At 65.1% G+C, this 21,665-nt stretch carries 19 protein-coding genes and 1 pseudogene; 16 read left to right on the forward strand and 4 right to left on the reverse strand.

Annotated features, from left to right (window positions below; translation table 11 throughout):
- Positions 1–2 precede the first annotated feature (2 nt).
- Entirely contained in the window at positions 3–1,154 is a 1,152-nt protein-coding gene (locus V6B08_RS12485; protein WP_341981197.1) for an aromatic ring-hydroxylating oxygenase subunit alpha, read from the forward strand.
- On the opposite strand, the gene V6B08_RS12490 is transcribed toward V6B08_RS12485, so the two are convergent.
- Positions 1,155–2,018 carry a hypothetical protein gene (locus V6B08_RS12490; protein WP_341981199.1) on the reverse strand — a complete coding sequence of 288 codons (864 nt, stop codon included), beginning with the start codon at positions 2,016–2,018 and terminating at the stop codon, positions 1,155–1,157.
- Positions 2,019–2,115: 97 nt separating this feature from the next.
- Between V6B08_RS12490 and V6B08_RS12495 the strand changes: the two genes are divergently transcribed.
- From V6B08_RS12495 to V6B08_RS12530, 8 genes are all read left to right on the forward strand, one after another.
- Positions 2,116–3,186 carry a hypothetical protein gene (locus V6B08_RS12495; RefSeq protein WP_341981201.1) on the forward strand — a complete coding sequence of 357 codons (1,071 nt, stop codon included), beginning with the start codon at positions 2,116–2,118 and terminating at the stop codon, positions 3,184–3,186.
- 143 nt (positions 3,187–3,329) lie between these two features.
- Positions 3,330–3,740, forward strand: coding sequence for a rhodanese-like domain-containing protein (locus V6B08_RS12500; protein ID WP_341981204.1), 411 nt, complete (start codon positions 3,330–3,332; stop codon positions 3,738–3,740).
- Positions 3,737–4,897, forward strand: coding sequence for a CaiB/BaiF CoA transferase family protein (locus tag V6B08_RS12505; RefSeq protein WP_341981206.1), 1,161 nt, complete (start codon positions 3,737–3,739; stop codon positions 4,895–4,897). The genes V6B08_RS12500 and V6B08_RS12505 overlap by 4 nt, the downstream gene beginning before the upstream one ends.
- Positions 4,894–5,649, forward strand: coding sequence for a glucose 1-dehydrogenase (locus tag V6B08_RS12510; protein WP_341981208.1), 756 nt, complete (start codon positions 4,894–4,896; stop codon positions 5,647–5,649). Before V6B08_RS12505 ends, V6B08_RS12510 begins: the two co-directional genes overlap by 4 nt.
- A gap of 26 nt (positions 5,650–5,675) precedes the next feature.
- Entirely contained in the window at positions 5,676–6,458 is a 783-nt protein-coding gene (locus V6B08_RS12515; protein ID WP_341981210.1) for an SDR family oxidoreductase, read from the forward strand.
- A gap of 22 nt (positions 6,459–6,480) precedes the next feature.
- Positions 6,481–8,028 (forward strand): acyl-CoA carboxylase subunit beta, encoded by a 1,548-nt coding sequence (locus tag V6B08_RS12520; protein ID WP_341981212.1) that lies wholly within the window; start codon positions 6,481–6,483, stop codon positions 8,026–8,028.
- A gap of 149 nt (positions 8,029–8,177) precedes the next feature.
- The gene (locus tag V6B08_RS12525; RefSeq protein ID WP_341981214.1) at positions 8,178–8,747 is read left to right on the forward strand and encodes a TetR/AcrR family transcriptional regulator; all 570 of its coding nucleotides are present in this window, start codon (positions 8,178–8,180) and stop codon (positions 8,745–8,747) included.
- Complete coding sequence (locus V6B08_RS12530) at positions 8,744–9,163, forward strand: PaaI family thioesterase (RefSeq protein WP_341981216.1); 420 nt, start codon at positions 8,744–8,746, stop codon at positions 9,161–9,163. The genes V6B08_RS12525 and V6B08_RS12530 overlap by 4 nt, the downstream gene beginning before the upstream one ends.
- On the opposite strand, the gene V6B08_RS12535 is transcribed toward V6B08_RS12530, so the two are convergent.
- On the reverse strand, positions 9,160–10,590 hold the full coding sequence (locus V6B08_RS12535; protein ID WP_341981218.1) for an SLC13 family permease: 1,431 nt from the start codon (positions 10,588–10,590) through the stop codon (positions 9,160–9,162). The genes V6B08_RS12530 and V6B08_RS12535 overlap by 4 nt on opposite strands.
- A 149-nt stretch (positions 10,591–10,739) precedes the next feature.
- Between V6B08_RS12535 and V6B08_RS12540 the strand changes: the two genes are divergently transcribed.
- The 6 genes and pseudogenes from V6B08_RS12540 to V6B08_RS12565 form a co-directional block, all read left to right on the forward strand.
- Positions 10,740–12,029 (forward strand): GTP cyclohydrolase II, encoded by a 1,290-nt coding sequence (locus V6B08_RS12540; protein ID WP_341981220.1) that lies wholly within the window; start codon positions 10,740–10,742, stop codon positions 12,027–12,029.
- The gene (locus V6B08_RS12545; RefSeq protein WP_341981223.1) at positions 12,022–13,242 is read left to right on the forward strand and encodes a URC4/urg3 family protein; all 1,221 of its coding nucleotides are present in this window, start codon (positions 12,022–12,024) and stop codon (positions 13,240–13,242) included. The genes V6B08_RS12540 and V6B08_RS12545 overlap by 8 nt, the downstream gene beginning before the upstream one ends.
- Positions 13,243–13,254: 12 nt before the next feature.
- Positions 13,255–13,884 carry a uracil phosphoribosyltransferase gene (gene upp, locus V6B08_RS12550; protein WP_341981225.1) on the forward strand — a complete coding sequence of 210 codons (630 nt, stop codon included), beginning with the start codon at positions 13,255–13,257 and terminating at the stop codon, positions 13,882–13,884.
- A gap of 129 nt (positions 13,885–14,013) precedes the next feature.
- Positions 14,014–14,640: a FecR domain-containing protein gene (locus tag V6B08_RS12555; RefSeq protein ID WP_341981227.1), complete on the forward strand. Its 627-nt coding sequence runs from the start codon at positions 14,014–14,016 to the stop codon at positions 14,638–14,640.
- 468 nt (positions 14,641–15,108) lie between these two features.
- Positions 15,109–16,239 carry a type III PLP-dependent enzyme gene (locus tag V6B08_RS12560; protein WP_341981648.1) on the forward strand — a complete coding sequence of 377 codons (1,131 nt, stop codon included), beginning with the start codon at positions 15,109–15,111 and terminating at the stop codon, positions 16,237–16,239.
- Positions 16,240–16,642: 403 nt separating this feature from the next.
- Positions 16,643–18,226, forward strand: a pseudogene (locus tag V6B08_RS12565) (sensor histidine kinase); the annotation flags it as partial.
- A 48-nt stretch (positions 18,227–18,274) separates the two neighbouring features.
- Here V6B08_RS12565 and V6B08_RS12570 read toward each other — a convergent pair.
- Both V6B08_RS12570 and V6B08_RS12575 read right to left on the reverse strand, forming a co-directional pair.
- Entirely contained in the window at positions 18,275–19,258 is a 984-nt protein-coding gene (locus V6B08_RS12570) for an NADPH:quinone oxidoreductase family protein (RefSeq protein WP_341981229.1), read from the reverse strand.
- 19 nt (positions 19,259–19,277) lie between these two features.
- Positions 19,278–20,441 (reverse strand): MFS transporter, encoded by a 1,164-nt coding sequence (locus V6B08_RS12575; protein ID WP_341981231.1) that lies wholly within the window; start codon positions 20,439–20,441, stop codon positions 19,278–19,280.
- A gap of 122 nt (positions 20,442–20,563) precedes the next feature.
- Here V6B08_RS12575 and mtnA point away from each other — a divergent pair, with 122 nt between their 5' ends.
- On the forward strand, positions 20,564–21,661 hold the full coding sequence (gene mtnA / locus V6B08_RS12580; RefSeq protein WP_341981233.1) for an S-methyl-5-thioribose-1-phosphate isomerase: 1,098 nt from the start codon (positions 20,564–20,566) through the stop codon (positions 21,659–21,661).
- Positions 21,662–21,665: the final 4 nt, after the last annotated feature.

Consider the following 21,665-nt stretch of genomic DNA (forward strand, 5'->3'; position numbering starts at 1 on the left):
GGATGGATCAGGCAACACAGACGGCTTGGCTTTCGCGCACGCTGAAGCATATCGAGGGCGGCACCACCGATCAGGGCGAGGCGGTGACGCGCATTGCCGTGCAACGGTATATCGATCCCGATTTCCTGGCGCGCGAACGCGATACCGTGTTCCGCAACCATCCCATCGCGGTCAGTTTTTCTTCCAAGCTTGCCAAGCCCGGCGATTTTGTCACCCATGATCACCTCGGCCTGCCGCTGCTGTTGCTGCGTGGCCGCGATGGGCAGGTGCATGCCTATCTCAATGTCTGCCGCCATCGCGGTGCGCGCCTGGTGACGGCGCGCGAGGGCTGCGGCAGGCATCGCTTCACCTGCCCGTATCATGCCTGGACGTATGACGATGCCGGCACCCTGCTGAGCCTGCCGCATGAAGCGGGTTTCGGCGATCTGGATAAGGGACAGCATGGCCTGGTGCGGCTGCCGGTGGCGGAAGCCTTCGGCGTGGTGTTTGTGCTGCCGCGCCAGGATGGCGACCTTGATCTCGACAAGGCGCTCGGGCCGCTGAAGCGCGACATGGAGAGTTTCGGGCTATCGGACCATGTGGTCTATGACGAACGCGAGATCGGCCTGCGCTGCAATTGGAAAGTGGTGATTGAGGGCGGGCTCGAAACCTATCATGTGCGCCATGCCCATGGCCGCACCATCGCGCCGATGTTCCTCGATAATGTCAGTGTCATGGAACGCTTCGATCCCCATGCGCGGCTCTATTTCACCAAGCGCGAGGCGGCGAAGCTGAAGACACAGGCGCTTGATGGGCTGCGCGTGCGCGATTTCGGCAACCCGCTCTATTTCTTCTTCCCCAACCTGATTGTGCTGGTGCAGCCCGATCATGCCACGGTGATGATCACGTTCCCGCAAGGCACCGATGCCTGCATGATCCAGGGCGCGGCGCTGATTCCGGAACCGGCGTTGACCGAGAAGGCGCGGGCGCATTGGGATAAGAATGTGAAGATCTTCTGGGATGCGCTGGACGAGGATTTCCAGATGGGCCAGTCGATTCAGGCCGGCTTCCGCTCCGGTGCCAACAGCCACATCACCTTCGGGCGTTTTGAGCATCCCTGCGGCTGGCTCCATGCCGCGCTCGACAAGGCCATGACAGCCGGGGCGATGGCCTGACTACCAGGAAGAGTCGTTGTTGCGGCCGATCCGGCCGGCACGCATCATCAGGTCGCGCAGGGCCTCGAAGGCCATCATCTTCGCCATGTGATCGACACTGGCGCGGGTTTCCGCCATCTGCTGCGCCACCGTGGTGGCGGCAGGGGTCTGCCCGCCATTAGCCGTCTGCCCCGGCGCTTCGGCGAATTGCTCCAGGCCCTCGGCATGGGCTTCCAGCTTGCGGGTAAAATAGGCGTGGATGTCGCCGACGCTGCGCTTGCGGCCCATGCTGTCGAAGAACACGCCGCTATTGCTGGCGGCTGCATCCGGCAGCAGATCGGCCGCCGGCATGTCGGGGCGGTCGCGCAGTGCCGTGAGGAACTTGGTGGCGCCGTTGCTGCCGAGGAAATGGCCGAGATACAGTTCTGTCTTGCCGACCTCGACGCCGAATTCACGCGACAGCATGGCCTGGTTGCCACGGGCATATTCGGCGGCCATGGCGGCGGCAACGCGTGGGTCGTCGCGCAAGGCCAGGATCGCCTGGCGGTCGGCTGCGTCGGCGATACGCGGGCGGCCATCGCTGCCGGTGGTGATCTTGGCGGCCTGATCGGCGAGGCCGTATTTGCCGCCGTGGTCGCGCACCATCTCCAGCCAGGTGCTCTCGATGAACTGGAACATGCCGCGCGCCGAGCTGGTGCGGGCCTGGGCATCGGTGCGGAAACCGCTTTCCTGCGCCGCCTGCGACACCAGATAGGCGAAATCCACGCCAGTGCTGCGGCTGGCCTGGCGCAGCGTGTCGAGGATTTCGGTGCTCACCTTGTGCTGGCCGACCCGGACATGGTCGGGGCGGGAGGCGAGGGAACTGGGCGGGATCGGCGCGGCCATGGTCTCTTTGCGGTTAGACTCATCCGATTCGCAGCTTGATCCCGGTTGGCAAAGAAACCGTTAATGTGGGGGCATTGAGTCGCGTGGAGGCAGCAGGTTGCAAGCAGTGATCGAGGCTATCGACTGGCAGCAGGATGGGCCCTGGCTGGCCTTGCTTGGGCTGCTGCTCGGGCTTGGACTGCTGCTGGCCGTATTCGACCTGCTCGACCGCTGGGCGGCCTCGCATCTCGCCATCGACCGCGTGGCGCTGGCGACCCGTTATGGCGGTTTCATGAATTCCTGGGCGGTGTTCGGGCGTGGCGCCACCGATTACCGTGATCTCAAGCCGATGTTTCCCGGTGCCGAGGCAGCCGAGATGGCACGCTACGGCGATGGCACCGCCTGCATCGTGGCGCGGTTCAACGATCCGGCCCTGGCGCGGGCGCAGATCGAGCGCGGCAATGGCCGTTCGCTCGGCAGTTTCGCGGCTGCCGGTGTCGAGATCGGCGAGGCCGGCCTGACTTTCGCCACCGTCGAGTCCGGCGAGCGTGCGCGCTACCGCGTCGGGCAATGGCTGGCGGTGGAAGACACCTTGCTGGCGGTCTATGGCCCGGATCCGGCGGCATTGGCGAAGCGGCGGCGGCAATTGCCGTGCCTGCAACAGCGCCATGTGCTGCCCGCGCTGGTCTGGCTGCGCAGCCGCGCCGGTTTCTCGCTGCTTGCCGCGTTGTGGCTGCTGCTGCTCGGCGCCGGCCTGGTGCCGCTGCTGGAGCGCGTGCAGGCGGTGAAGCCGGCGGCGGGCACGGTGGTGCAGGAGGTGGCCGCTTTGCGTAGTGCGCTGCTGGCACTGGGCGAGCGGCGCAGCGTGCTGCGCGTGTCCGAGGAAGGCGATGCGTTGCGTATCGCGCGGCGCCTGGACGATCCGCGCCTTGCCGATTTGCTGGATTTGAGCGAAGGCGGGCGCTTCATTGCCGCGCTGGAATTGCGCTTTGATGATACGGCCAAGACTGTGGCGGTGTTGCGCCTCGCCGGCCGGCTGCAGGCAGCGGCCCATGCCGGTGAGCCACCCTTGCCACCGGCCCGCTGGCTCAACCTGGCTGGACTTGGGCCCGATGACGGCGCCCTGCGCGACGCGGCACGTGCCGTGGTGCTGGCTGCCGGCTGGCAATGGCAGCCCCGGCTGTTCTGAGACGGCTGTTCTGAGGCAGAGGGCGAGCCGCGCGGTTTGCCGCGTTTTTCGGCAGAATCAAACTTTCGTTAGGTAAGGCTGGCAAAGCCCCGCTCGGGCTTGCTAACCTTGGGCTTAACCCTGGAGTTGGGAGGAACAAAACCATGGCCATTGGCTATAAGCAGATGGTGGCCGAAGCGCTGGCGGAAATCGTCACGCTAACGCCGGAACAGGCCGCCGCCAAACTCGGCCAGCCCGATGTGGTGCTGGTCGATATCCGCGATCCGCGCGAACTGGAGCGTGATGGCGCGGTGCCGGGCGCGTTCCATTGCACGCGCGGCATGCTGGAATTCTGGATCGATCCGGAAAGTCCCTATCACAAGCCGGTTTTCGCCGAGGGCAAGGAATACGTGTTCTTCTGCGCCGGTGGCCTGCGTTCGGCGCTGGCCGGTCACACCGCCAAGCGGATGGGGCTGGAGAAGGTGTCGCATATCGATGGCGGCTTCGGCGCCTGGAAGAAACAGGGCCTGCCTACCGTCGAATGGGCACCCAAGCAGCATGGAGAAAAGAAATGAGCGGTCCGCTTACCGGCCTGAAGGTCATTGAAATGCCGGCAATCGGCCCGGTGCCGTTCTGCGGTATGCTGCTGGCCGATCTGGGGGCCGATGTGCTGCGCCTGGAGCGTTTGGGCGATTCCGGCCTCGGCCTGCCGGTGGAGCCGAAATACGAGTTGCTGGCACGCGGCAAGCGTTCGGTGCCGGTGGACCTGAAGAATCCCGCTGGCATTGCCATGGTGCTGGACCTGATCGGCAAGGCCGATGTGGTGCTGGAAGGTTTCCGCCCCGGCGTGATGGAGCGGCTCGGCCTTGGCCCCGATGTGGCGCTGAAGCGCAATCCCGGCCTGGTCTATGGCCGCATGACCGGCTGGGGCCAGGATGGCCCGCTGGCCCAGGCGGCAGGCCATGACATCAACTATATCGCGCTGACCGGCGCGCTCGGCGCCATCGGCCCGGCTGGCGGTGCGCCCGTCGCGCCGCTCAATCTGGTTGGCGATTTCGGCGGCGGCTCGCTCTATCTCGCCATGGGCCTGCTGGCGGCGTTGTTCGAGCGCCAGAACAGCGGCAAGGGCCAGGTGGTGGATAGCGCCATGGTGGATGGTGCCGCCTCGCTGATGACCATGTTCTATGCCTTCCGTGCCTCGGGCCGTTGGCAGGACCAGCGCGGCGTCAACATGCTGGATGGCGGCGCGCCGTGGTATGGCAGCTATGAATGCGCTTGCGGTGGCTATATCTGCATCGGTTCGATCGAGACCAAGTTCTATGCCGAACTGATCGAGAAGCTGGGCCTCGATCCCAAGGTGCTGCCCAAGCAGCATGACCGCGCCCGTTGGGGCGACCTGCGCGCCGCATTCGCCGCCGCCTTCCGCACCCGCAGCCGCGCGGAATGGTGCAAGCTGATGGAGGGCAGCGACATCTGCTTCGCGCCGGTGCTGAACCTGGAGGAAGCGACGCAGCATCCGCATATGCAGGCGCGCAACACCTTCGTCACCTTGGATGGTGTGACGCAACCCAATCCGGCGCCGCGCTTCTCGCGCACGCCGGGCGCGATCCGTCGCGGCCCGCCCGGTGCCGAGGGCACCGACAAGGCCGCCGATGGCCGCGCCGCGCTCAAGGAATGGGGCGTCGATACCTCGGCAGCCGCTGCTGCCGGCGCTCTAGGCACGGCAGCTTGAGCCGGCTCGCCGGCAAAGTCGCCTTGATTACCGGTGGCGCGTCCGGCTTTGGCCGCGCCACTGCCGGCCTGTTCCTGAAGGAAGGCGCGCGCGTCGTCATCACCGACCGCAATGCCGCAGAGGGCAAGGCGGCGGAAGCTGAACTCGGCTGCCGTTTCGTTGAACAGGATGTGACGGACGAGGCTTCCTGGCCGCTGCTGATCGATGGCATCGCCGCCATGGAAGGGCGCCTCGATATCCTGGTGAACAATGCCGGCATCGGCGTGTTCCGTAGCGTCACCGAGATGAGCCTGAAGGAATGGCGCCGGGTGCAGGCGGTGAATGCCGATGCGGTATTCCTCGGCTGCAAATACGCCATTCCATTGATGGAACGCGCCGGCGGCGGCTCAATCATCAATGTCGCTTCCATTGCCGGCAAGGTTGGCGCACCACTGATGGCGGCTTATTGCGCCTCCAAGGGCGCGGTAACGCTGTTTACCAAGGCGCTGGCGATGGAATGCGCCGCCGCGCGGAACAATATCCGCGTCAATTCCGTGCATCCTGGCTATGTCGAAACCGCGATGGTGCAGGGGCATATCGCGGCTGGCGCCGACCCGGAGCGCACGCGCAAGCATCTCGAATGCCTGCATCCCATCGGCCGCATGGGCCAGGTAGAGGAAATCGCCCGCGGAATCCTCTATCTTGCGGGCGATGAATCCAGTTTCATGACTGGCGCCGAGCTGGTGCTCGATGGTGGGCTGACGGCGCAGTAGTTTCGTTTTCTTTTTGGGAGGAACAGATGGATCTCGGTATCAAGGGCCGCAACGCCCTGGTTTGCGCGTCGAGCAAGGGGCTGGGGCTTGGCTGTGCTGAAGCATTGGCCAAGGAAGGCGTCAACATCACCATGACGGCGCGCGGCAAGGAAACGCTGGAAGCAGCGGCGGCCCGCGTGCGTGCAATGGCGCCCGGCGTTACCGTGAAGACCGTCGCCGGCGATATCGCAACGCCGCAAGGCCGCGCCGATGCGCTTGGTACTGCCGGCGCGGTTGATATCCTGGTGAACAATGCCGGTGGTCCGCCGCCGGGCGACTTCCGCGATTGGGATCGCGATGCCTGGATCAAGGCGCTGGATGCCAACATGCTGGCGCCGATCGAACTGATCAAGGCGACGCTGGACGGCATGATCGCGCGCAAATGGGGCCGCGTGGTCAACATCACTTCGTCCTCGGTGAAGGCGCCGATTGCCATTCTCGGCCTGTCCAACGGCGCCCGCTCCGGCCTCACCGGCTTCGTCGCCGGTCTGGCGCGTCAGGTGGCGCCGCATGGCGTCACCATCAATGGCTTGCTGCCGGGCCGCTACCTGACCGACCGCCTCAAGGGCACCATCGCCGCCCAGAGCAAGAAGAGCGGGGCTGAACTCGAAGCTGAATTCGCCAAGCAGGCCGCTTCAATTCCGGCTGGCCGCTTCGGCACGGCCGAGGAATTCGGTGAAGTCTGCGCCTTCATGTGCTCGGAACGCGCCGCCTATCTCACCGGCCAGAATATCCTGCTCGATGGCGGCAATTACCCGGGCACTTACTAAAACCAACGAAACGGGGCGGGAAATGAGCTGGGAACCGGAAATCGAGGAACTGCGTCGGCGTGAGGAATTCGCCCGGCAGATGGGCGGGCCGGACAAGATCAAGCGCCAGCATGATGGCGGCAAGCTGACGGTGCGCGAACGCATCACCCAGCTTCTCGATTCCGGCAGTTTTCACGAGATCGGCGCCATCGCCGGCCGTGCCCGTTATGGCGATAACGGTGAGTTGCTCGATCTCAGCCCGACCAACTTCGTTTTCGGTCGCGGCAAGCTGGATGGTCGCCCCGTGGTGGTGGGCGGCGACGACTTCACCGTGCGCGGCGGTGCCGCCGATGCCGCGATCTGGCAGAAGCAGGTGATGAGCGAGCAGATGGCGCGCGAATTGCGCATCCCCATCGTGCGGCTGGTGGATGGCACCGGCGGCGGCGGCTCGGTGCGCTCGCTGGAAAGCGAAGGCCGCACCTATGTACCGGCCAATCCCGGCTGGGACCATGTGGTGGCTAATCTCGGCACCGTGCCGGTGGTGGCGCTTGCGCTCGGTTCGGTCGCTGGGCTTGGGGCGGCGCGTACGGTCTCGAGCCACTTCTCGGTGATGGTGGAAGGCATTTCGCAGATGTTCATTGCCGGCCCGCCGGTGGTGGCGCGGGCGGGCGAGACGCTGACCAAGGAGGAACTCGGCGGCGTCGAGATTCACACCCGCTCCGGCGCCGTCGATCTGGCCGTAAGCAGCGAGGCGGAAGCCTTTGCCGCCGCCAGGCGTTTCCTCTCCTATCTGCCGAGTTCGGTCTATGAGCTGCCGCCGCGCGGGCCGCTGATTGATCCGCCGGACCGCCGCGAGGAGAAGTTGATCAGCGCCATCCCGCGTGATCGCCGCCGCGTCTACAAGATGCGCGAGATCATCGACGCAGTGGTCGATCTCGGCAGCTTCTTCGAGATGGGCAAGATGTATGGCCGCTCGGTGATCACCGGGCTGGCGCGGCTGGATGGCTGGCCGGTCGCCATCCTCGCCAGTGATCCGTATCACTATGGCGGCGGCTGGACGGCCGATGCTTCGATCAAGGTCGAGCGTTTCGTCGACATGGCCGAGACCTTCCATCTGCCGGTGGTGCATCTGGTGGATGTGCCGGGTTTTGTCATCGGCCTCGATTCCGAGAAGGCAGGCACCATCCGCCATGGCGCGCGCGCCATGGCTGCGGTGTATCAGGCCAGCGTGCCGTGGTGTTCGATCCTGGTGCGCAAGGCGTTTGGTGTTGCTGGTGCGGCCAATTCCAATGCGGCGCGGCTGCATTACCGCTATGCTTGGCCGTCCGGCGACTGGGGCAGCCTGCCGCTGGAAGGCGGCATCGAGGCAGCCTATCGCGCCGACCTTGAGGCCGCTGCGGATCCAGTGGCGCTGAAGGCGGATATCGAGGAGCGCTTGAACCGCGTCCGCTCGCCGTTCCGCACCGCCGAGAGTTTCTGGGTCGAGGAAATCATCGACCCACGCGACACCAGGCCCTTGCTCTGCGAATTCGCCAACCTCGCCGCGCCGCTGCGGCAGGCCGGGCCGGCGGCCTTGCCGTATCGGCCTTAAAATAAAAGCCGTCATGCCCTGCGCAGGCAGGGCATCCACGAGTTCTTTCGTTAAGTAAAAAAAACTCTACTCGTGGATACCCCGCCTCCGCGGGGTATGACGCTTTTTCTACCCTTGTCATAACTAGACCAGTCTGTATAATTCTGGTTATGGCCAAACGCACCCAATCGAGCCGCGACCGCTTCGTGGAAATGGCAGCGAAGCTGTTTTCGCGCCATGGCTATGCCGCTGTAGGCCTCAATCGCATCATCGAGAAAAGCGGCGCCCCGAAAGGCTCGCTGTATCACCATTTTCCAGACGGCAAGGAGCAGCTTGCCGCCGAGGCGGTGGCCTGGGCGGCGGAAAGCTTCACCGAAACCCTGCGCGCCGAGATCGATGCCGCGCCGAGCGTGGCGGTGGCGATCTGGCGCACCGCTGACCGCATTGCCGGCTGGCTGGAAAAATCGGGATTCCGCGATGGCTCGCCGCTCACCATCGTCGCGGTCGAGACCGGCGCCTTCAACGCAGCTCTGCGCGAGGCCTGCCGCCAGGGCTATGCGCAATGGGCTGCCATCCTCAGCGCCGCCTTGCTGGCGGAAGGGCGCAGTGAGCAGCGCGCCGAGGCGCGCGCAGAACTGATTCTCGCCGCCTTCGAGGGAGCGATGATTCTCTGCCGCGTGCAGGCTTCCGGCGAGCCGCTGCGCGGCATTGGCCGGCAACTTGAGGAGATACTGCAATGACTGATATCGCCAAGCTGCCACCATCGCGTGAATTGCTCGAAGCGGCGATGAAGACCAGCCCGTTCACCACCTGGATCGGCACGGAACTGCTGCATTTCGAACCCGGACAGGTGGAGATCGCCGCCAATCTGCGCAGCGAGATGACGCAGCATCATGGCTTCGCCCATGGCGCCGTGGTCGGCTACATGGCGGATACGGTCTGTGCCTGGGCGGCGGCCTCGGTGGCCGGCGACGTTGTGACGGCGGAATATAAGCTCAACCTGCTGGCGCCGGCGGTGGGGCAGCGTCTATACGCCACCGGCTCGGTGATCAAGGCCGGCAAGGCGCAGGTGGTGACGCGTGCCGATGTGTTCGCCGAACACCAGGGCACGAAGAAGATCGTCGCCACGGCCCTGGCGACGATCGTTCGCGTCTAGAGCCAGCCGAGCAGGCGCCACCACAGCAGGTCGAGCGGTATCAGCACAACGGAGCTGATGGCGAACAGCCACAGGCAGAGCTTGGTGGCGGCAGCCATTGGCACGCGGCCGAGCTGCGTCGAGAGCAGCAAAGGTGGCGACTGGTAGGGCACCAGAATGTTGGAGAAGCCGAGCACCTGGCTCATCAGCACACTGGCCAGCGGCAGGCCGGTGGCGCGCGCCAGTTCCTCGGCCATTGGCGTCATGATGGTGGGCACACCGGCCAGCGTGGTGACAACGCCGATGGCGCTGGAAACGGTTGCCAGCATGCCCACATTCCAGAACGGCGTATCATGGGAGAAATGCGCCACGTGCTCGAAGCCATGCACCAGCAGCGGCCCCAAGCCGGAACCGGCGACGATGGCGCCGAGTCCCATTACGCCGGCGAGGAAGAACAGCGACGCGAAGCCGATCTCCTCGTTGAACACCCGTTTCGAGGTCAGGCCGAGGCTTGGCAGCAGGCAGACCAGGGCCGCGCCAAGGCTGACCCAGGCCGGCGAGACATGATGCAGCGCGTCGGTGATCCACAGGATCAGGCTGAGGCCGAGTATGACACTCAAGCGCCATTGCGGCGCCGTCATCGGCCCCAACGCGGTGCTGTCCTCATCCTTGGCCGCTTCCGCGTCGCGGTCCGGGAACAGCCACAGGATCAGCACCACCATCACGGCGGATTTCAGCAGTCCGAGTACCGGGAAATGCAGCAGCAGATACTGGCCATAGGTGGTGGTGTAGCCGTAGAGGGTTTCCGCGCTGCCGGCCAGGATGGTGTTCGGGATGTTGGAAGGCAGGATCGAGAAGGTTGGCACATGGCTGCCGAAGCAGGCGGCGAGCAGCATGCCAATGCGGCCGTTGCGGCCTTCCGCGTAGCCCATGCGGTCGGCCAGCGCCATGGTGATTGGCACCAGCAGCACGGCGCGGCCCATGGAGGACGGCATCAGGAAGCCCAGCAGCAGCCCGACCAGCGCGATGCCGAGCACGATATTGCGGTAGCGCATCCCTAAGGCGCGCGCCATCAGCAGCGCGATGCGCTGGCCGAGACCGGTGAAGCGAATGGCGGCACCGATCACCAGGCCGCCCAGCACCAGCCAGAAGGTGGTGGAGTGAAAGCCGGAAAAGATCACCGCCGGTGGCGCCACATGCAGCAGCACGGCGAACAGGAAGAAGGCCAGCGTGGTCCAGTATTCCGGCAGCGCTCCGCTGGCCCACAGGCCGATGCCGAACACGCCCAGCGCGGCGGTCAGCGCCATCTCCTGCGGGATATGCTGCTTTGTCAGGACCCAGGTCAGCAGCGCGGCGACAACCACGCCCAGTGCGGTCCAGAGTTTGTGGGCGGGAATAGTTTCCACACCGCCGGGCGGCTTGGCCGCAGCGCCGGGCATTGACGACATGAGTACAAATCCTTGTTCTGCTTTTCTGGGTACTAGGCGCGGGGCGGAGCCAGTAGAAGGGGAAATAGTACTCTAGGCGGCATGGTCTAGGGGCGCTATGGCTAGATCGGGTGCCTTGGCGATCCAGCGATCCGGCGTTAGGATGGGGGATGAAGACCGAGACCGACCTGCCGGCCAAGAAGCCGGCAATCAAGCCCATCGTTCTCACCTCGCATCCCGGCGGCAGCGGACCGAAGCCCTTGCCCATCGACTGGGGTGCCGCCGATCCGCTACGCCGTGGCCCGATCATTGCGACCGTGCATACCGGCGAGGGCGCCGCCATCGCCGCAAAGAATGCCATCGGCACCCATGCCGGTGCCTATGCGCTGTATCGCGCGCTGGCCATCGCCGCCGGGCAGCTCAAGGCCGATCACAAGCCCGATCTCACCAACACCGCGCCGGCCGAGGCCATCGGGCCGTTTCCGCAATGGGCCGATCCGGCGAAGATCGTGTCCATGGACCCGTTCGGCCACATGGTCAGCGAGGCCTATGCCGACCTGATCCGGCTCGGTGCCGATATCCGCCCGAGCATCGCGGTGACCAAGGCGCATATCAACATGCCTGAGTTGCTGGATGCCATGCGCGCTGGCCGCCTCAAGGCCGATGGCGAAGTGCTGGCGGCGAATGGCGATGTGCGCGTCACCAAGGTCGCCATCGAGCCGGTATGGTGGCTGCCCGGCGTGGCGGCGCGGTTCAAGATCAGCGAGACCGACTTGCGCCGCAATCTGTTCGAGCAGACCGCCGGCATGTTCCCGGAACTGGTGACGCGGCCCGATCTCAAGGTATTCCTGCCGCCGATCGGCGGCATGACGGTGTACTTGTTCGGCGATATCGCCAAGCTCGGCAAGCCGGAAACCCGCATCGCCTGCCGCATCCACGATGAATGCAACGGTTCCGACGTGTTCGGCTCCGATATCTGCACCTGCAGGCCTTACCTCGCCCATGGCATAGAAGTCTGCATCGAGATGGCGCAGCGGGGCGGCGTCGGCGTCATTGTCTATAACCGCAAGGAGGGTAGGGCGCTCGGCGAGGTAACCAAGTTCCTGGTCTACAATGCCCGCAAGCGTCAGGCCGGCGGCGACCGTGCCGAGGCTTATTTCGAGCGCACCGAGTGCGTTGCCGGCGTGCAGGACATGCGCTTCCAGGAATTGATGCCCGATGTGCTGCACTGGCTCGGCATCACCCGTGTCGACAAGCTGGTGTCGATGAGCAATCTGAAATTCCAGCCGCTGGTGGATAGCGGCATCGAGGTGGTGGAGCGCATCCCGATCCCGGACGAATTGATCCCCGCCGATGCGCGGGTGGAAATGGATGCCAAGAAGGCGGCTGGCTATTTCACCGACAAGGTGCCCGATGCCGCCGAACTGAAGCAGAGCAAGGGCCGCCGGCTGGATGAGTGAGTTGCTTGACTGGCTGCTCAGCCCGGTGGCGATCCGTGCCCGCGCCGAGCAGCTCTATGCCCATGTTGCTGCCGGCAAGTCGGCGTATTTCACGCTCGACGCCGGCCGGCTGGAAGCTGCGGCGGATTACGTCGCAGAGGTCATCCGCGCGAATTACCCCTCCTTGAAGATTCCCTATCACGCCCGCTGGCGCCATTTCGGCGACCGCTGGGACAAGCTGGCGCCCCGTTTCCAGGGCATCCACCCGGATGAACTGGCGCGCATCCGTTTCGATCTCGCCGTGGTGTCGGTGCTGCTCGATGCCGGCGCGGGCGCGGCATGGAAATACGAGGAGCCGGGTACGGGCCAGATGCTGGCGCGTTCGGAAGGCTTGGCGGTGGCCAGCTTGCATGCCTTCCAGAAGGGTGTGTTCTCGCGCCTGCCGGAAGCCTTGCCCTGCCGCGCCGATGCCGAAGGCCTGGAGCGTATCGCCACGGAGGATATCGCCCAGGCATTCCAGGTGACGGCGGATAATCCGCTCGATGGCCTGGAAGGGCGCACCAAGCTGCTGCGCGATCTTGGCGCAGCATTACGCAAGAGCCCGGATTACTTCGGCCGTGCCGATGAGGTGCCGCGCATCGGTTTCCTGTTCGATCACCTGAAGGCGCAGGCGCGCGATGGCGTGCTGCCGGCGGATGCCATCCTCAAGGCGTTGCTGCGCGGCCTTGGCCCAGTCTGGCCGGGGCGGATCGAGTTCGAGGGCGTCAATCTCGGCGATTGCTGGCGCCATGCGGCGGCCACCGCGCCGGATGCCAGCAATGGCCTGGTGCCGTTCCACAAGCTGTCGCAGTGGCTGGCCTATTCGCTGGTCGAACCGCTGGAGGAGGCGGGTATCCGCGTCGCTGATCTGGATGCGCTGACCGGCCTGCCGGAATACCGCAATGGCGGCCTGTTCCTCGATCTTGGCGTGTTGCGCCTGAAGGATCCGGCCCTGGCCGCCGAGCGGCTGCCGCCAGCCCATGAGGCTGTCGTGGAATGGCGTGCCCTGACGGTGGCGTTGCTGGACCGCCTGGCCGATCCGCTACGCCGCCGCTTGGGCAAAACCCGAGCCGAGCTGCCGCTGGCCAGCCTGCTCGAAGGCGGCACCTGGGCCGCGGGACGGCGCATCGCCGCCGAGCGCCGGCCTGGCGGGCCGCCACCACTCAACATCATCAGCGATGGCACGGTTTTCTAAGGGAGTGTGCGAATGTCGAACGTGCATGTGATCGATCACCCTCTGGTGCAGCACAAGCTGACACTGCTGCGCCGCAAGGAAGTGTCGACCGCCGAATTCCGTGGCCTAGTGCGCGAGGTCAGCCTGCTGATGGCCTATGAGGTGCTGCGCGACCTGCCGACCGAGCTGGTGAGCATTGAGACGCCGCTGGAGCAGATGCAGGCGCCGCTGCTGTTGGGCAAGAAGCTCTGCTTCGTCTCCATCCTGCGCGCTGGCAACGGCATTCTGGATGGCATGCTCGATCTGGTGCCTTCTGCCCGCGTCGGGCATGTCGGGCTCTACCGCGATCCCGCTACCCTGGTGCCGGTGGAGTATTACCTCAAGCTGCCCGACGATGTGAGCCAGCGCCTTGTCGTGGTGGTGGATCCGATGCTGGCCACCGGCCATTCCGCAGCGGCAGCAGTGTCCCGCCTGAAGCAGGCTGGTGCCACGCAGATCAAGTTTGTCTGCCTGCTCACCGTGCCGGAAGGCCTGCGCGTGTTCCATGACAGCCACCCGGACGTGCCGGTCTATACCGCCGCCGTGGACCGCCAGCTCGACGACCATGGCTATATCCGTCCCGGTCTCGGCGATGCCGGCGACCGGCTTTACGGCACCAAATAGCGAATTCCACCGGTCACATCGGAGTCTAGTGTGTCGGCTGTCACAGGCTGGCCCTCGACTTGCGCCGCCACGCTCCCATTTGTCGGGCTAAGACATACACCAAGCCCAGACAAATCAAAGGAACGTGCCATGGCCTTCCTCTATCGCCGCCTCGTCCGTATCGGACTCACTCTTGCCGTTGCCACCGCTGCCGGTCTTGCCGCGCCGGCTTTTGCCGCCTCGCCGGACAGCCTGTCCGCCGAGCCTCTGGCGATTGCCGCCAGCCCGGTGCCGCGCGTGGTGGGCCATGACCAGCGCCGCAATGTCTCCGTGGTACTCGGCCAGCGGCTCGCTGCTGGACCCGGCTCCGGCATCGCCGTGCGGCTTGCCGATGGCACCAATGTGGTGATTGGTCCGAACAGCGCCATCAGCGTCGACGAATATGCCCCCGATCGCATCGTGCTGCGGCTAGAGCGGGGCAGCTTCCATGTCGATTCCGCTAACCCTGGCCTGGTGTATGTGGTGCTGCCCTCGGGCAGTGTCAGCATTCGTGCTGCGGCGGTTGCAGGCCGCGTCACGCCGGATGTAACGGACGTGGTGATGCTGAGCCCTGGCCGCGCCGAGGTCACCGGCTTCGGTGGCCGCAGCGTGCGGCTCGACCGCCAGGGCCTCGCCACGCGGATTCAGGGCCTTGGCAGCCCGAGCAGCCCGGCGATGCTGCCGGCGGAGCGGCTGAAGGACTTTGCCGGCATCGTCTCCCAGGTTGCCTCGCGCTGACCCGATTCCGTTGCCCTTTCCTCCGCGGCGACCCGCCGCTGGGGAAAAGCGCCGGTTTTAGCCTCGCCGGAGTCGTTTTGTGACACACTTCGGCGGCGTTATCGGCCCAGCGCTCAAATAGCAAAAAAGCCGCATGAATTGCGGCTTTTTTGCATTTCTGTGGGTGCTGTGTCCTCCCCGGCAGTGACCCCTGGGACACAGTGAGCGAAAAAAAATTTCGCGAGGGGGCAGTTTGCTATTGCGTTGGGGGGCAAATGTTGTAAATAGCACCTCATGTGACGCACCCGCACGTGCCGATGGCCCCTGGCAGGTTATGCAACGACGAACGCGTCTCTTTTGGTGGCACAGTGAAAGCTGTGTCGGGTTCAGAGCCGGTCCGAGAGGGAGGTTTCGATGCTTGCAGCCAATGGTGGCCGCGTGAAGACTCGTCTGCGAAATACGCCCGTGAAGCGTTTTGAGCAGGGGCAGATCACCCCGAAAATTCAGAAGTTCCTCGCCGATTGCCAGGACACCGAGCCGTTCCTCGTGGTCGATGTCGATGTGGTTGAGCACAACTACCGCACGCTGCGCCGTTTGCTGCCGCTGGCCAAGGTGTTCTATGCCACCAAGGCGAACCCGGCTGAGGAAATCGTGCGCCGCCTGGCCGATCTCGGCTCCAGCTTCGATGTCGCCTCCACCGGCGAGATTGAGCTGTGCCTGAGCCAGGGCGTGACCGCCGACCGCATTTCCTACGGCTCGACCATCAAGAAGCGCAGCGATATCGCCGTGGCCTTCAACAAGGGCGTGCGCCTCTATGCCTTCGACTCCGAAGCCGAGCTGCTGAAGCTGGCTGACGTAGCGCCGGGCTCGCGCGTGTTCTGCCGCGTGCTGATGGAGTGCGAGGGCGCCGAATGGCCGCTGTCGCGCAAGTTCGGCTGCTCGCCGCGCATGGCTGCGGACCTGCTGGTACAGGCGCGCCGTCTGGGCCTGGAGCCCTACGGCATCTCCTTCCATGTCGGCTCGCAGCAGACCGATCTCGGCCAGTGGGACAAGGCTGTGGCCCAGGTGGCGCAGATGTTCACCATCCTGCAGGAAGCGGATGTGGAGCTGCGCATGATCAACCTGGGCGGCGGCTTCCCGGCCCGCTATCGCTCGGATGTGCCGATGCTGGAAGCCTATGCCAAGGCGATCTCGGACGCGATGACGAAGCATTTCGGCAACAAGCTGCCGGAAATGATCGTCGAGCCGGGCCGTGGTCTGGTTGGCGATGCCGGCGTGATCCAGGCCGAGGTGGTGCTGATCTCGCGCAAGGACTATGACGAGGACCGCCGCTGGGTCTATCTCGACATCGGCAAGTTCTCCGGCCTGGCCGAGACCATGGACGAGGCGATCAAGTACCGCCTGGTGACGCCGCGTGACGGCGGCCCCACCGGTCCGGTCTCGATCGCGGGTCCGACCTGCGATAGCGCCGACATCCTGTATGAGAAGGCTGACTACCAGATGCCGCTCGACCTCCAGGTCGGCGACAAGGTGCAGATCCTCTCGACCGGCGCCTACACCACCACCTACTCCTCGGTGGGCTTCAACGGCTTCCCGCCGCTGAAGAGCTACTGCATCTAAGCAGCGAACCCAAGACGGGTAGCGCTGGGCGCAATGCCCTGGCGATGCTCGTCTTTTCGCGCCGGAACCCCGGACTACCGCTTGACGGACTCCGGGGTTCCGGCTGCGACTAAAGGCTGTGGAATCTCACCACTGCTGCGCGTTTTACTGCAATTCCGCTTGCCGCAAACGTCAAGCTGTGTGACAAATTTCGTGTGATTCCGTCAGTTTGTCGGAAGCGATGGGAGAAGCTTTCTCCTCAAAAACAGAAGAACGGTGGGAGGCCATGGCCCGCCGGGGGCGCCAGGGCGCCGGGTACATGGAACCGGGGTGGGGCGAATGCTTCCAAAATTCAGGGTGAGTCCGTGAACGGACGGGTGACTTGCCACGCTACGGGGAATCTCCCATGAGCGGAGCCGGGCCCATGAGCGGAGCCGGGGAGGATGATTTCCTGCTGGCACTGGGCGCCCGCCACCGCCGGGAACAGCTCGACGCGGCCTTGCTGCAACTCCGCCCCCGCGATGATACCTCGGACCTGTTTCTCGCCGCGCTGGATGGCATCGGCGAGGCTTTGGCGGTGTGGGATGAGGGGCCGCGGCTGCTGCGCTTCAACCGCCGCCTGCCGGAAATCTTCGGGCTGTCGCCAGCCGACCTTGTGCCCGGTCTCCCGGCCAAGGATTTCCTGTTTCTGCTGATCGACCAGGGCGTGGTCAATCTGCGCGCCGAGGAAGCCGAGGCCTGGGTGGAAGCCTATGTCGATGCCTCGACGCGCGCCGACCGCAAGCAGGAAGTGCGGCTGGCCGATGGCACCTGGCTGAGCTTCGACTGGCGCCGCATGCCACCGGGTCTCGGCAGCGGCGGCTATGTCTCGGTGTTCAGCGACATCACCGCACGCAAGCGGGCGCAACTCCGCCTGCGCCATGCCGAAGCCAAGTATCGCCAGATTTTCGATAACGTGCAGGAAGGCATCCTGCAGGTGACGCCAGAAGGCCGCATCCTGTCAGTGAACAAGGCCGGTGCCCGCGTGTTCGGCTATGCCTCGCCGGAGGTGATGCTGCGCGAGGTGACCAATATCGGCCGCCAGCTCTACCTGCAGAGCACGCGCCAGCGCGAATTGATGGACCTGCTCGAGCGCAACGGCGCGGTGCAGGATTTCCGTTCGCAGATGCGCCGGCGCGACGGTGGCATCATCTGGGTGGCCAAGACCTTGCGCCGCGTGGTCGATGACCGTGGCAACACGGTGATGATCGAAGGCATGTTCCGCGATGTCTCCAGCCAGCGCCGCGCCGAAGAGGCGCTGATGCAGGCGAAGGATCAGGCCGAGGCGGCGAACCGTGCCAAGAGCGATTTCCTTGCCAATATGAGCCATGAGCTGCGCACGCCGCTGAATGCCATTCTCGGCTTCTCGCAGATTCTTTCCGAAGGCATGCTGGGGCCGCTCGGCAATGCGAAATACACCGAATATTGCCGCGACATCCTGGCTTCTGGCCGGCATCTCCTGGCGCTGATCAATGACATCCTGGATATGGCCAAGGTCGAGGCCGGCAAGATGGCGCTCGATGAAGAATGGCTCGATCTCGAGGACAGCATCGATGCTGCCTTGCTGCTGGTGCGCGAGCGTGCTGCGCAGGGCAGCATTCACCTGTCGAAGACATTGCCGAAGCCACCGCCCACCGTGTGGGGCGATACCCGCCGCCTGCGCCAGGTATGGATCAACCTGCTGACCAATGCGGTGAAGTTCACGCCGGCCGAGGGGCGCGTGAATGTGAATGTATCGGTCAGCGAGGATGGAGCCATCGCCATTGCGGTATCGGATACCGGCATCGGCATTGCCGCCGCCGATATCGAACGCGTGCTGCAGCCCTTCAGCCAGGTGGAAACCGCCTTGAGCCGTGGCCATGAAGGCACCGGCCTTGGCCTTGCCCTGACCCGCAGCCTGGTGGAATTGCATGGCGGCCGGCTGGCCATCGACAGTGAAGTCGGCATCGGCACCACGGTCACTGTGATCCTGCCGGCGGATCGCCGCCGCACCGCGGCTTTGCTACCGCAGCAGCTTTCAGGGGATGCGCAGGACCAGCTTGCCGACAACCTGGCGTTCGCCCAGGCGGACAATGGCGCGGGCAGCACGATTGAAGGGGTGGATTTCGCTCACCAGCGGACGCCCCTTGCCGCTGGCTAGCCAGGCCGCGAGGCTCTGGCGCTGCAGCGGTTCCAGCGCCGGATTACGGCGCAATTGTTCACCGGCACGCACGCCGATCAGCGAGGCGCCGCGCAGCAGCAGGCGGTTGGCGGCCAGGCTCGGGCGGTCGCCGGAAGCGAAGCCGATCACCAGGTAGCGGCCATTCGGCGCCACGGTTTTCCATGCCGCATGGAAGGCATCGCCGCCCACCGGATCGAACACCACATCGGCGCCGTGCTGGTCGGTGAGATTCATCACCTCCATTGGCCAGTCGGGCTTGCTGGCATCCAGCACATAATCGGCGCCGGCCTGCCGCGCGGCGCGGCGCTTTTCCTCGGTGGAGGCAATGGCAATCACCCGTGCGCCAAGCTGATGCCCCAGCGCCACTGCCGCAAGGCCGGTGCCCCCGCCGGCGCCGAGCACCAGCAATCGTTCGTTGCTGCGCAGATCGCCGCGCGCCACCAGGGCAGCCCAGGCGGTGCTGGCGCAGACCGGAAAGGCAGCGCCCTGCTCGAAGGTATAGTGTTCCGGTTTCGGCAGCAGGCTGGTATCGGGAACAACCAGTTCCTCGGCGAAGGCGCCGGTACGGCAATTCGCCAGCACCGCCTGGCCGAGCCGCCAGCCGCTCACGTCCGGTGCCATCTCGATGATGGTGCCAGCGGCCTCAAAACCCGGAACGAAGGGCAGGCTCGGCTTGTACTGGTATTCGCCAGCCAGCATCAGCAGGTCGGGGAAATTGATGCCGGCGGCGCGCACTGCCACGCGCACATGGCCCGGCGGCAATGGCCCGTGCGGCCGCGTGGCGAATGCAAGGGCCTGCTCAGGCTGGCCCAACTGCACGCATTCGAGAACTGTGTACACGGCACTACTCATCCGGCGCTTACCCGGCGTTTCCCTTGATCGGTCGATAGAATACCACCAGGGTCAACAGCAGCAACACGCCGCCGGCAATATATGGTGCCTCGAGACTCACGGTTTCAAACAGGTAACCACCCAGCAAAGGCCCGAGCACGCGGCCGAGTGCCGCGAAACTCTGTGCCGCACCCATGGTGAGGCCCTGGTGCTCCGGATCGGCGGCGCGGCTGATCAGGCTGGCGAGGCTGGGATTGATCATGGCGAAACTGGAGGCGGTGAACAGCACGCTCAGCGCCAGCATAGGCACATTCACCACCCACACCACCAGCAGCGTGCCGAAGCTCAGCCCCAGGATCCCGATGCGCAGCAGGTTGTTCTCGCCAAAGCGGCGACTCAATGGTCCGATCAGGCCGCCCTGCATCGCCAGCACGATACAGCCGATGCAGGCGAAGGCGATGCCGACCTCGAAGGCATGCCAATCGAAACGGGCGCGGGCGAAAAGCGGGAATAGCACTTCGATCTGCGCGAACACGAAATTGATCGAAAACTGCACCAGGATCAGACCCAGCGCGATGCGGTTGATCTTATCGAGATGCTTGAGCGGGTTGCGGCTGGCCGGCGGCAGGGTTCCGCTGCCGGGCTGCCGGGTTTCCGGCAGGCGCCACAGCGCAAAGCCAAAGGCGGCGAGGGAGGCCGCGGCGGCGGCGAAAGCCGGCAGGTGATAATTCGGATTGAGCGGGTCTGGCCCGGTCAGCAGGCCGCCCAGCACCGGCCCCAGGATCATGCCGATGCCGAAAGCCGCACCAACCATGCCCATGCCCTTGGCGCGGGTTTCCGGCGTGGTGCTGTCGGCGATGATCGCCTGGGCGATGCCGATCTTGCCGGCACCGATACCGGCGAAGATGCGGGCCAGGAAGATGGCGACCAGGCTGTCGGCGAAAGCCAGGCCGATATAGGCGCAGCAGGATACCACCAGGCAGGCGAGAAAGACCGGTCGCCGGCCAACCCGGTCGGTCAGGGCACCGAGCAGTGGCGCGGTAAGGAACTGGGCAATGGAGAACACGGCGGCAAGCAGCGCCACGGTGGCCGGCGTGGCGCCGAAACTGATGGCGTAGAAGGGCAGCAGCGGCAGCACGATGCCGAAGCCGATCAGATCGACCACCACCGAAAGGAAAATTACGCCCAGCATGAAAAATGTCTCATTTATGACGGGTTTCCCGGTCCCGTTTGGAGCGCCGTCCGGCGATTGCTAGGGCGGGCCGAACCGGCTATTTTCCGGCCCGATTTTCCGCTTTCCGAAAAGGGCCGGCCATGAAGGTCAACGGCGTAGCCTACCGCACGATTTGGGTCAATGACGACGGCTGGTCGGTCGGCATCATCGACCAGACCGGGCAGCCGCATCGGTTCGTCACCACCAGCCTCAGCACCATGGAAGAGGCGGCGCATGCCATCAAGGCGATGATCGTGCGCGGCGCGCCGCTGATCGGCGCCACCGGCGCCTATGGCTTGGCGCTGGCGATGCGCCATGATCCCTCCGATGCGGCGCTGGCCAAGGCCTATGAGGTGCTGGTCGAGACCCGCCCGACGGCGATCAACCTGCGCTGGGCGCTGGACCGGGTGCGCAAGGTGCTGGAGCCGCTGGTGCCGAAGGAGCGTGCCGCCGCCGCCTACAAGCTTGCTGCCGAGATCTGCGATGAGGATGTGGAGGTCTGCTCCAGCATCGGCAATTACGGCCTTGGCCTGATCCAGGCGATGCATGCCGAGACCGGCCGCTCGCGCCCGGTGAATATCCTCACCCATTGCAATGCCGGCTGGCTCGCCTGCGTCGACTGGGGCACCGCGCTGGCACCGATCTACAAGGCGCATGATGCCGGCATTCCGGTGCATGTCTGGGTCGACGAGACCCGGCCGCGCAATCAGGGCGCCTCGCTCACCGCCTGGGAACTGGCCAGCCATGGCGTGCCGCATACGCTGATCGTCGACAATGCCGGCGGCCACCTGATGCAGCATGGCATGGTGGATTTCTGTATCGTCGGCACCGACCGCACCACGCGGCGCGGCGATGTCTGCAACAAGATCGGCACCTACCTGAAGGCCCTGGCGGCGAAGGATAACGGCGTGCCGTTCTATGTCGCGCTGCCGAGTTCCACCATCGACTGGACGATTGCCGACGGCGTGCGCGAGATTCCCATTGAGGAGCGTGCCGAGAGCGAAGTGACCGTGATGAGCGGCAAGACCGCTGCCGGCGAGATCGTTTCGGTGCGTGTTGCGCCGGATGCCACCCGCGCCGCCAATTATGGTTTCGACGTCACCCCGGCCCGTCTCGTCACCGGCCTGATTACCGAGCGCGGCATCTGCCCGGCCTCCGAGGCCGGCTTGGTCTCGCTCTTTCCCGAACACGCCCTTTAAGGAA

The sequence above is a fragment of the Ferrovibrio sp. MS7 genome (assembly GCF_038404985.1).
GTDB lineage: Bacteria > Pseudomonadota > Alphaproteobacteria > Ferrovibrionales > Ferrovibrionaceae > Ferrovibrio > Ferrovibrio plantarum.

Coding starts and splice junctions, on each gene's coding strand:
- V6B08_RS12575 (WP_341981231.1), bottom strand. CDS start 20,441: ATGCTGGGCGTAATTTTCCTTTCGGTGGTGGTCGATCTGATCGGCTTC.
- V6B08_RS12525 (WP_341981214.1), top strand. CDS start 8,178: ATGGCCAAACGCACCCAATCGAGCCGCGACCGCTTCGTGGAAATGGCA.
- mtnA (WP_341981233.1), top strand. CDS start 20,564: ATGAAGGTCAACGGCGTAGCCTACCGCACGATTTGGGTCAATGACGAC.
- V6B08_RS12535 (WP_341981218.1), bottom strand. CDS start 10,590: ATGTCGTCAATGCCCGGCGCTGCGGCCAAGCCGCCCGGCGGTGTGGAA.
- V6B08_RS12555 (WP_341981227.1), top strand. CDS start 14,014: ATGGCCTTCCTCTATCGCCGCCTCGTCCGTATCGGACTCACTCTTGCC.
- V6B08_RS12515 (WP_341981210.1), top strand. CDS start 5,676: ATGGATCTCGGTATCAAGGGCCGCAACGCCCTGGTTTGCGCGTCGAGC.
- upp (WP_341981225.1), top strand. CDS start 13,255: ATGTCGAACGTGCATGTGATCGATCACCCTCTGGTGCAGCACAAGCTG.
- V6B08_RS12490 (WP_341981199.1), bottom strand. CDS start 2,018: ATGGCCGCGCCGATCCCGCCCAGTTCCCTCGCCTCCCGCCCCGACCAT.
- V6B08_RS12545 (WP_341981223.1), top strand. CDS start 12,022: ATGAGTGAGTTGCTTGACTGGCTGCTCAGCCCGGTGGCGATCCGTGCC.
- V6B08_RS12520 (WP_341981212.1), top strand. CDS start 6,481: ATGAGCTGGGAACCGGAAATCGAGGAACTGCGTCGGCGTGAGGAATTC.
- V6B08_RS12485 (WP_341981197.1), top strand. CDS start 3: ATGGATCAGGCAACACAGACGGCTTGGCTTTCGCGCACGCTGAAGCAT.
- V6B08_RS12500 (WP_341981204.1), top strand. CDS start 3,330: ATGGCCATTGGCTATAAGCAGATGGTGGCCGAAGCGCTGGCGGAAATC.
- V6B08_RS12505 (WP_341981206.1), top strand. CDS start 3,737: ATGAGCGGTCCGCTTACCGGCCTGAAGGTCATTGAAATGCCGGCAATC.
- V6B08_RS12530 (WP_341981216.1), top strand. CDS start 8,744: ATGACTGATATCGCCAAGCTGCCACCATCGCGTGAATTGCTCGAAGCG.
- V6B08_RS12540 (WP_341981220.1), top strand. CDS start 10,740: ATGAAGACCGAGACCGACCTGCCGGCCAAGAAGCCGGCAATCAAGCCC.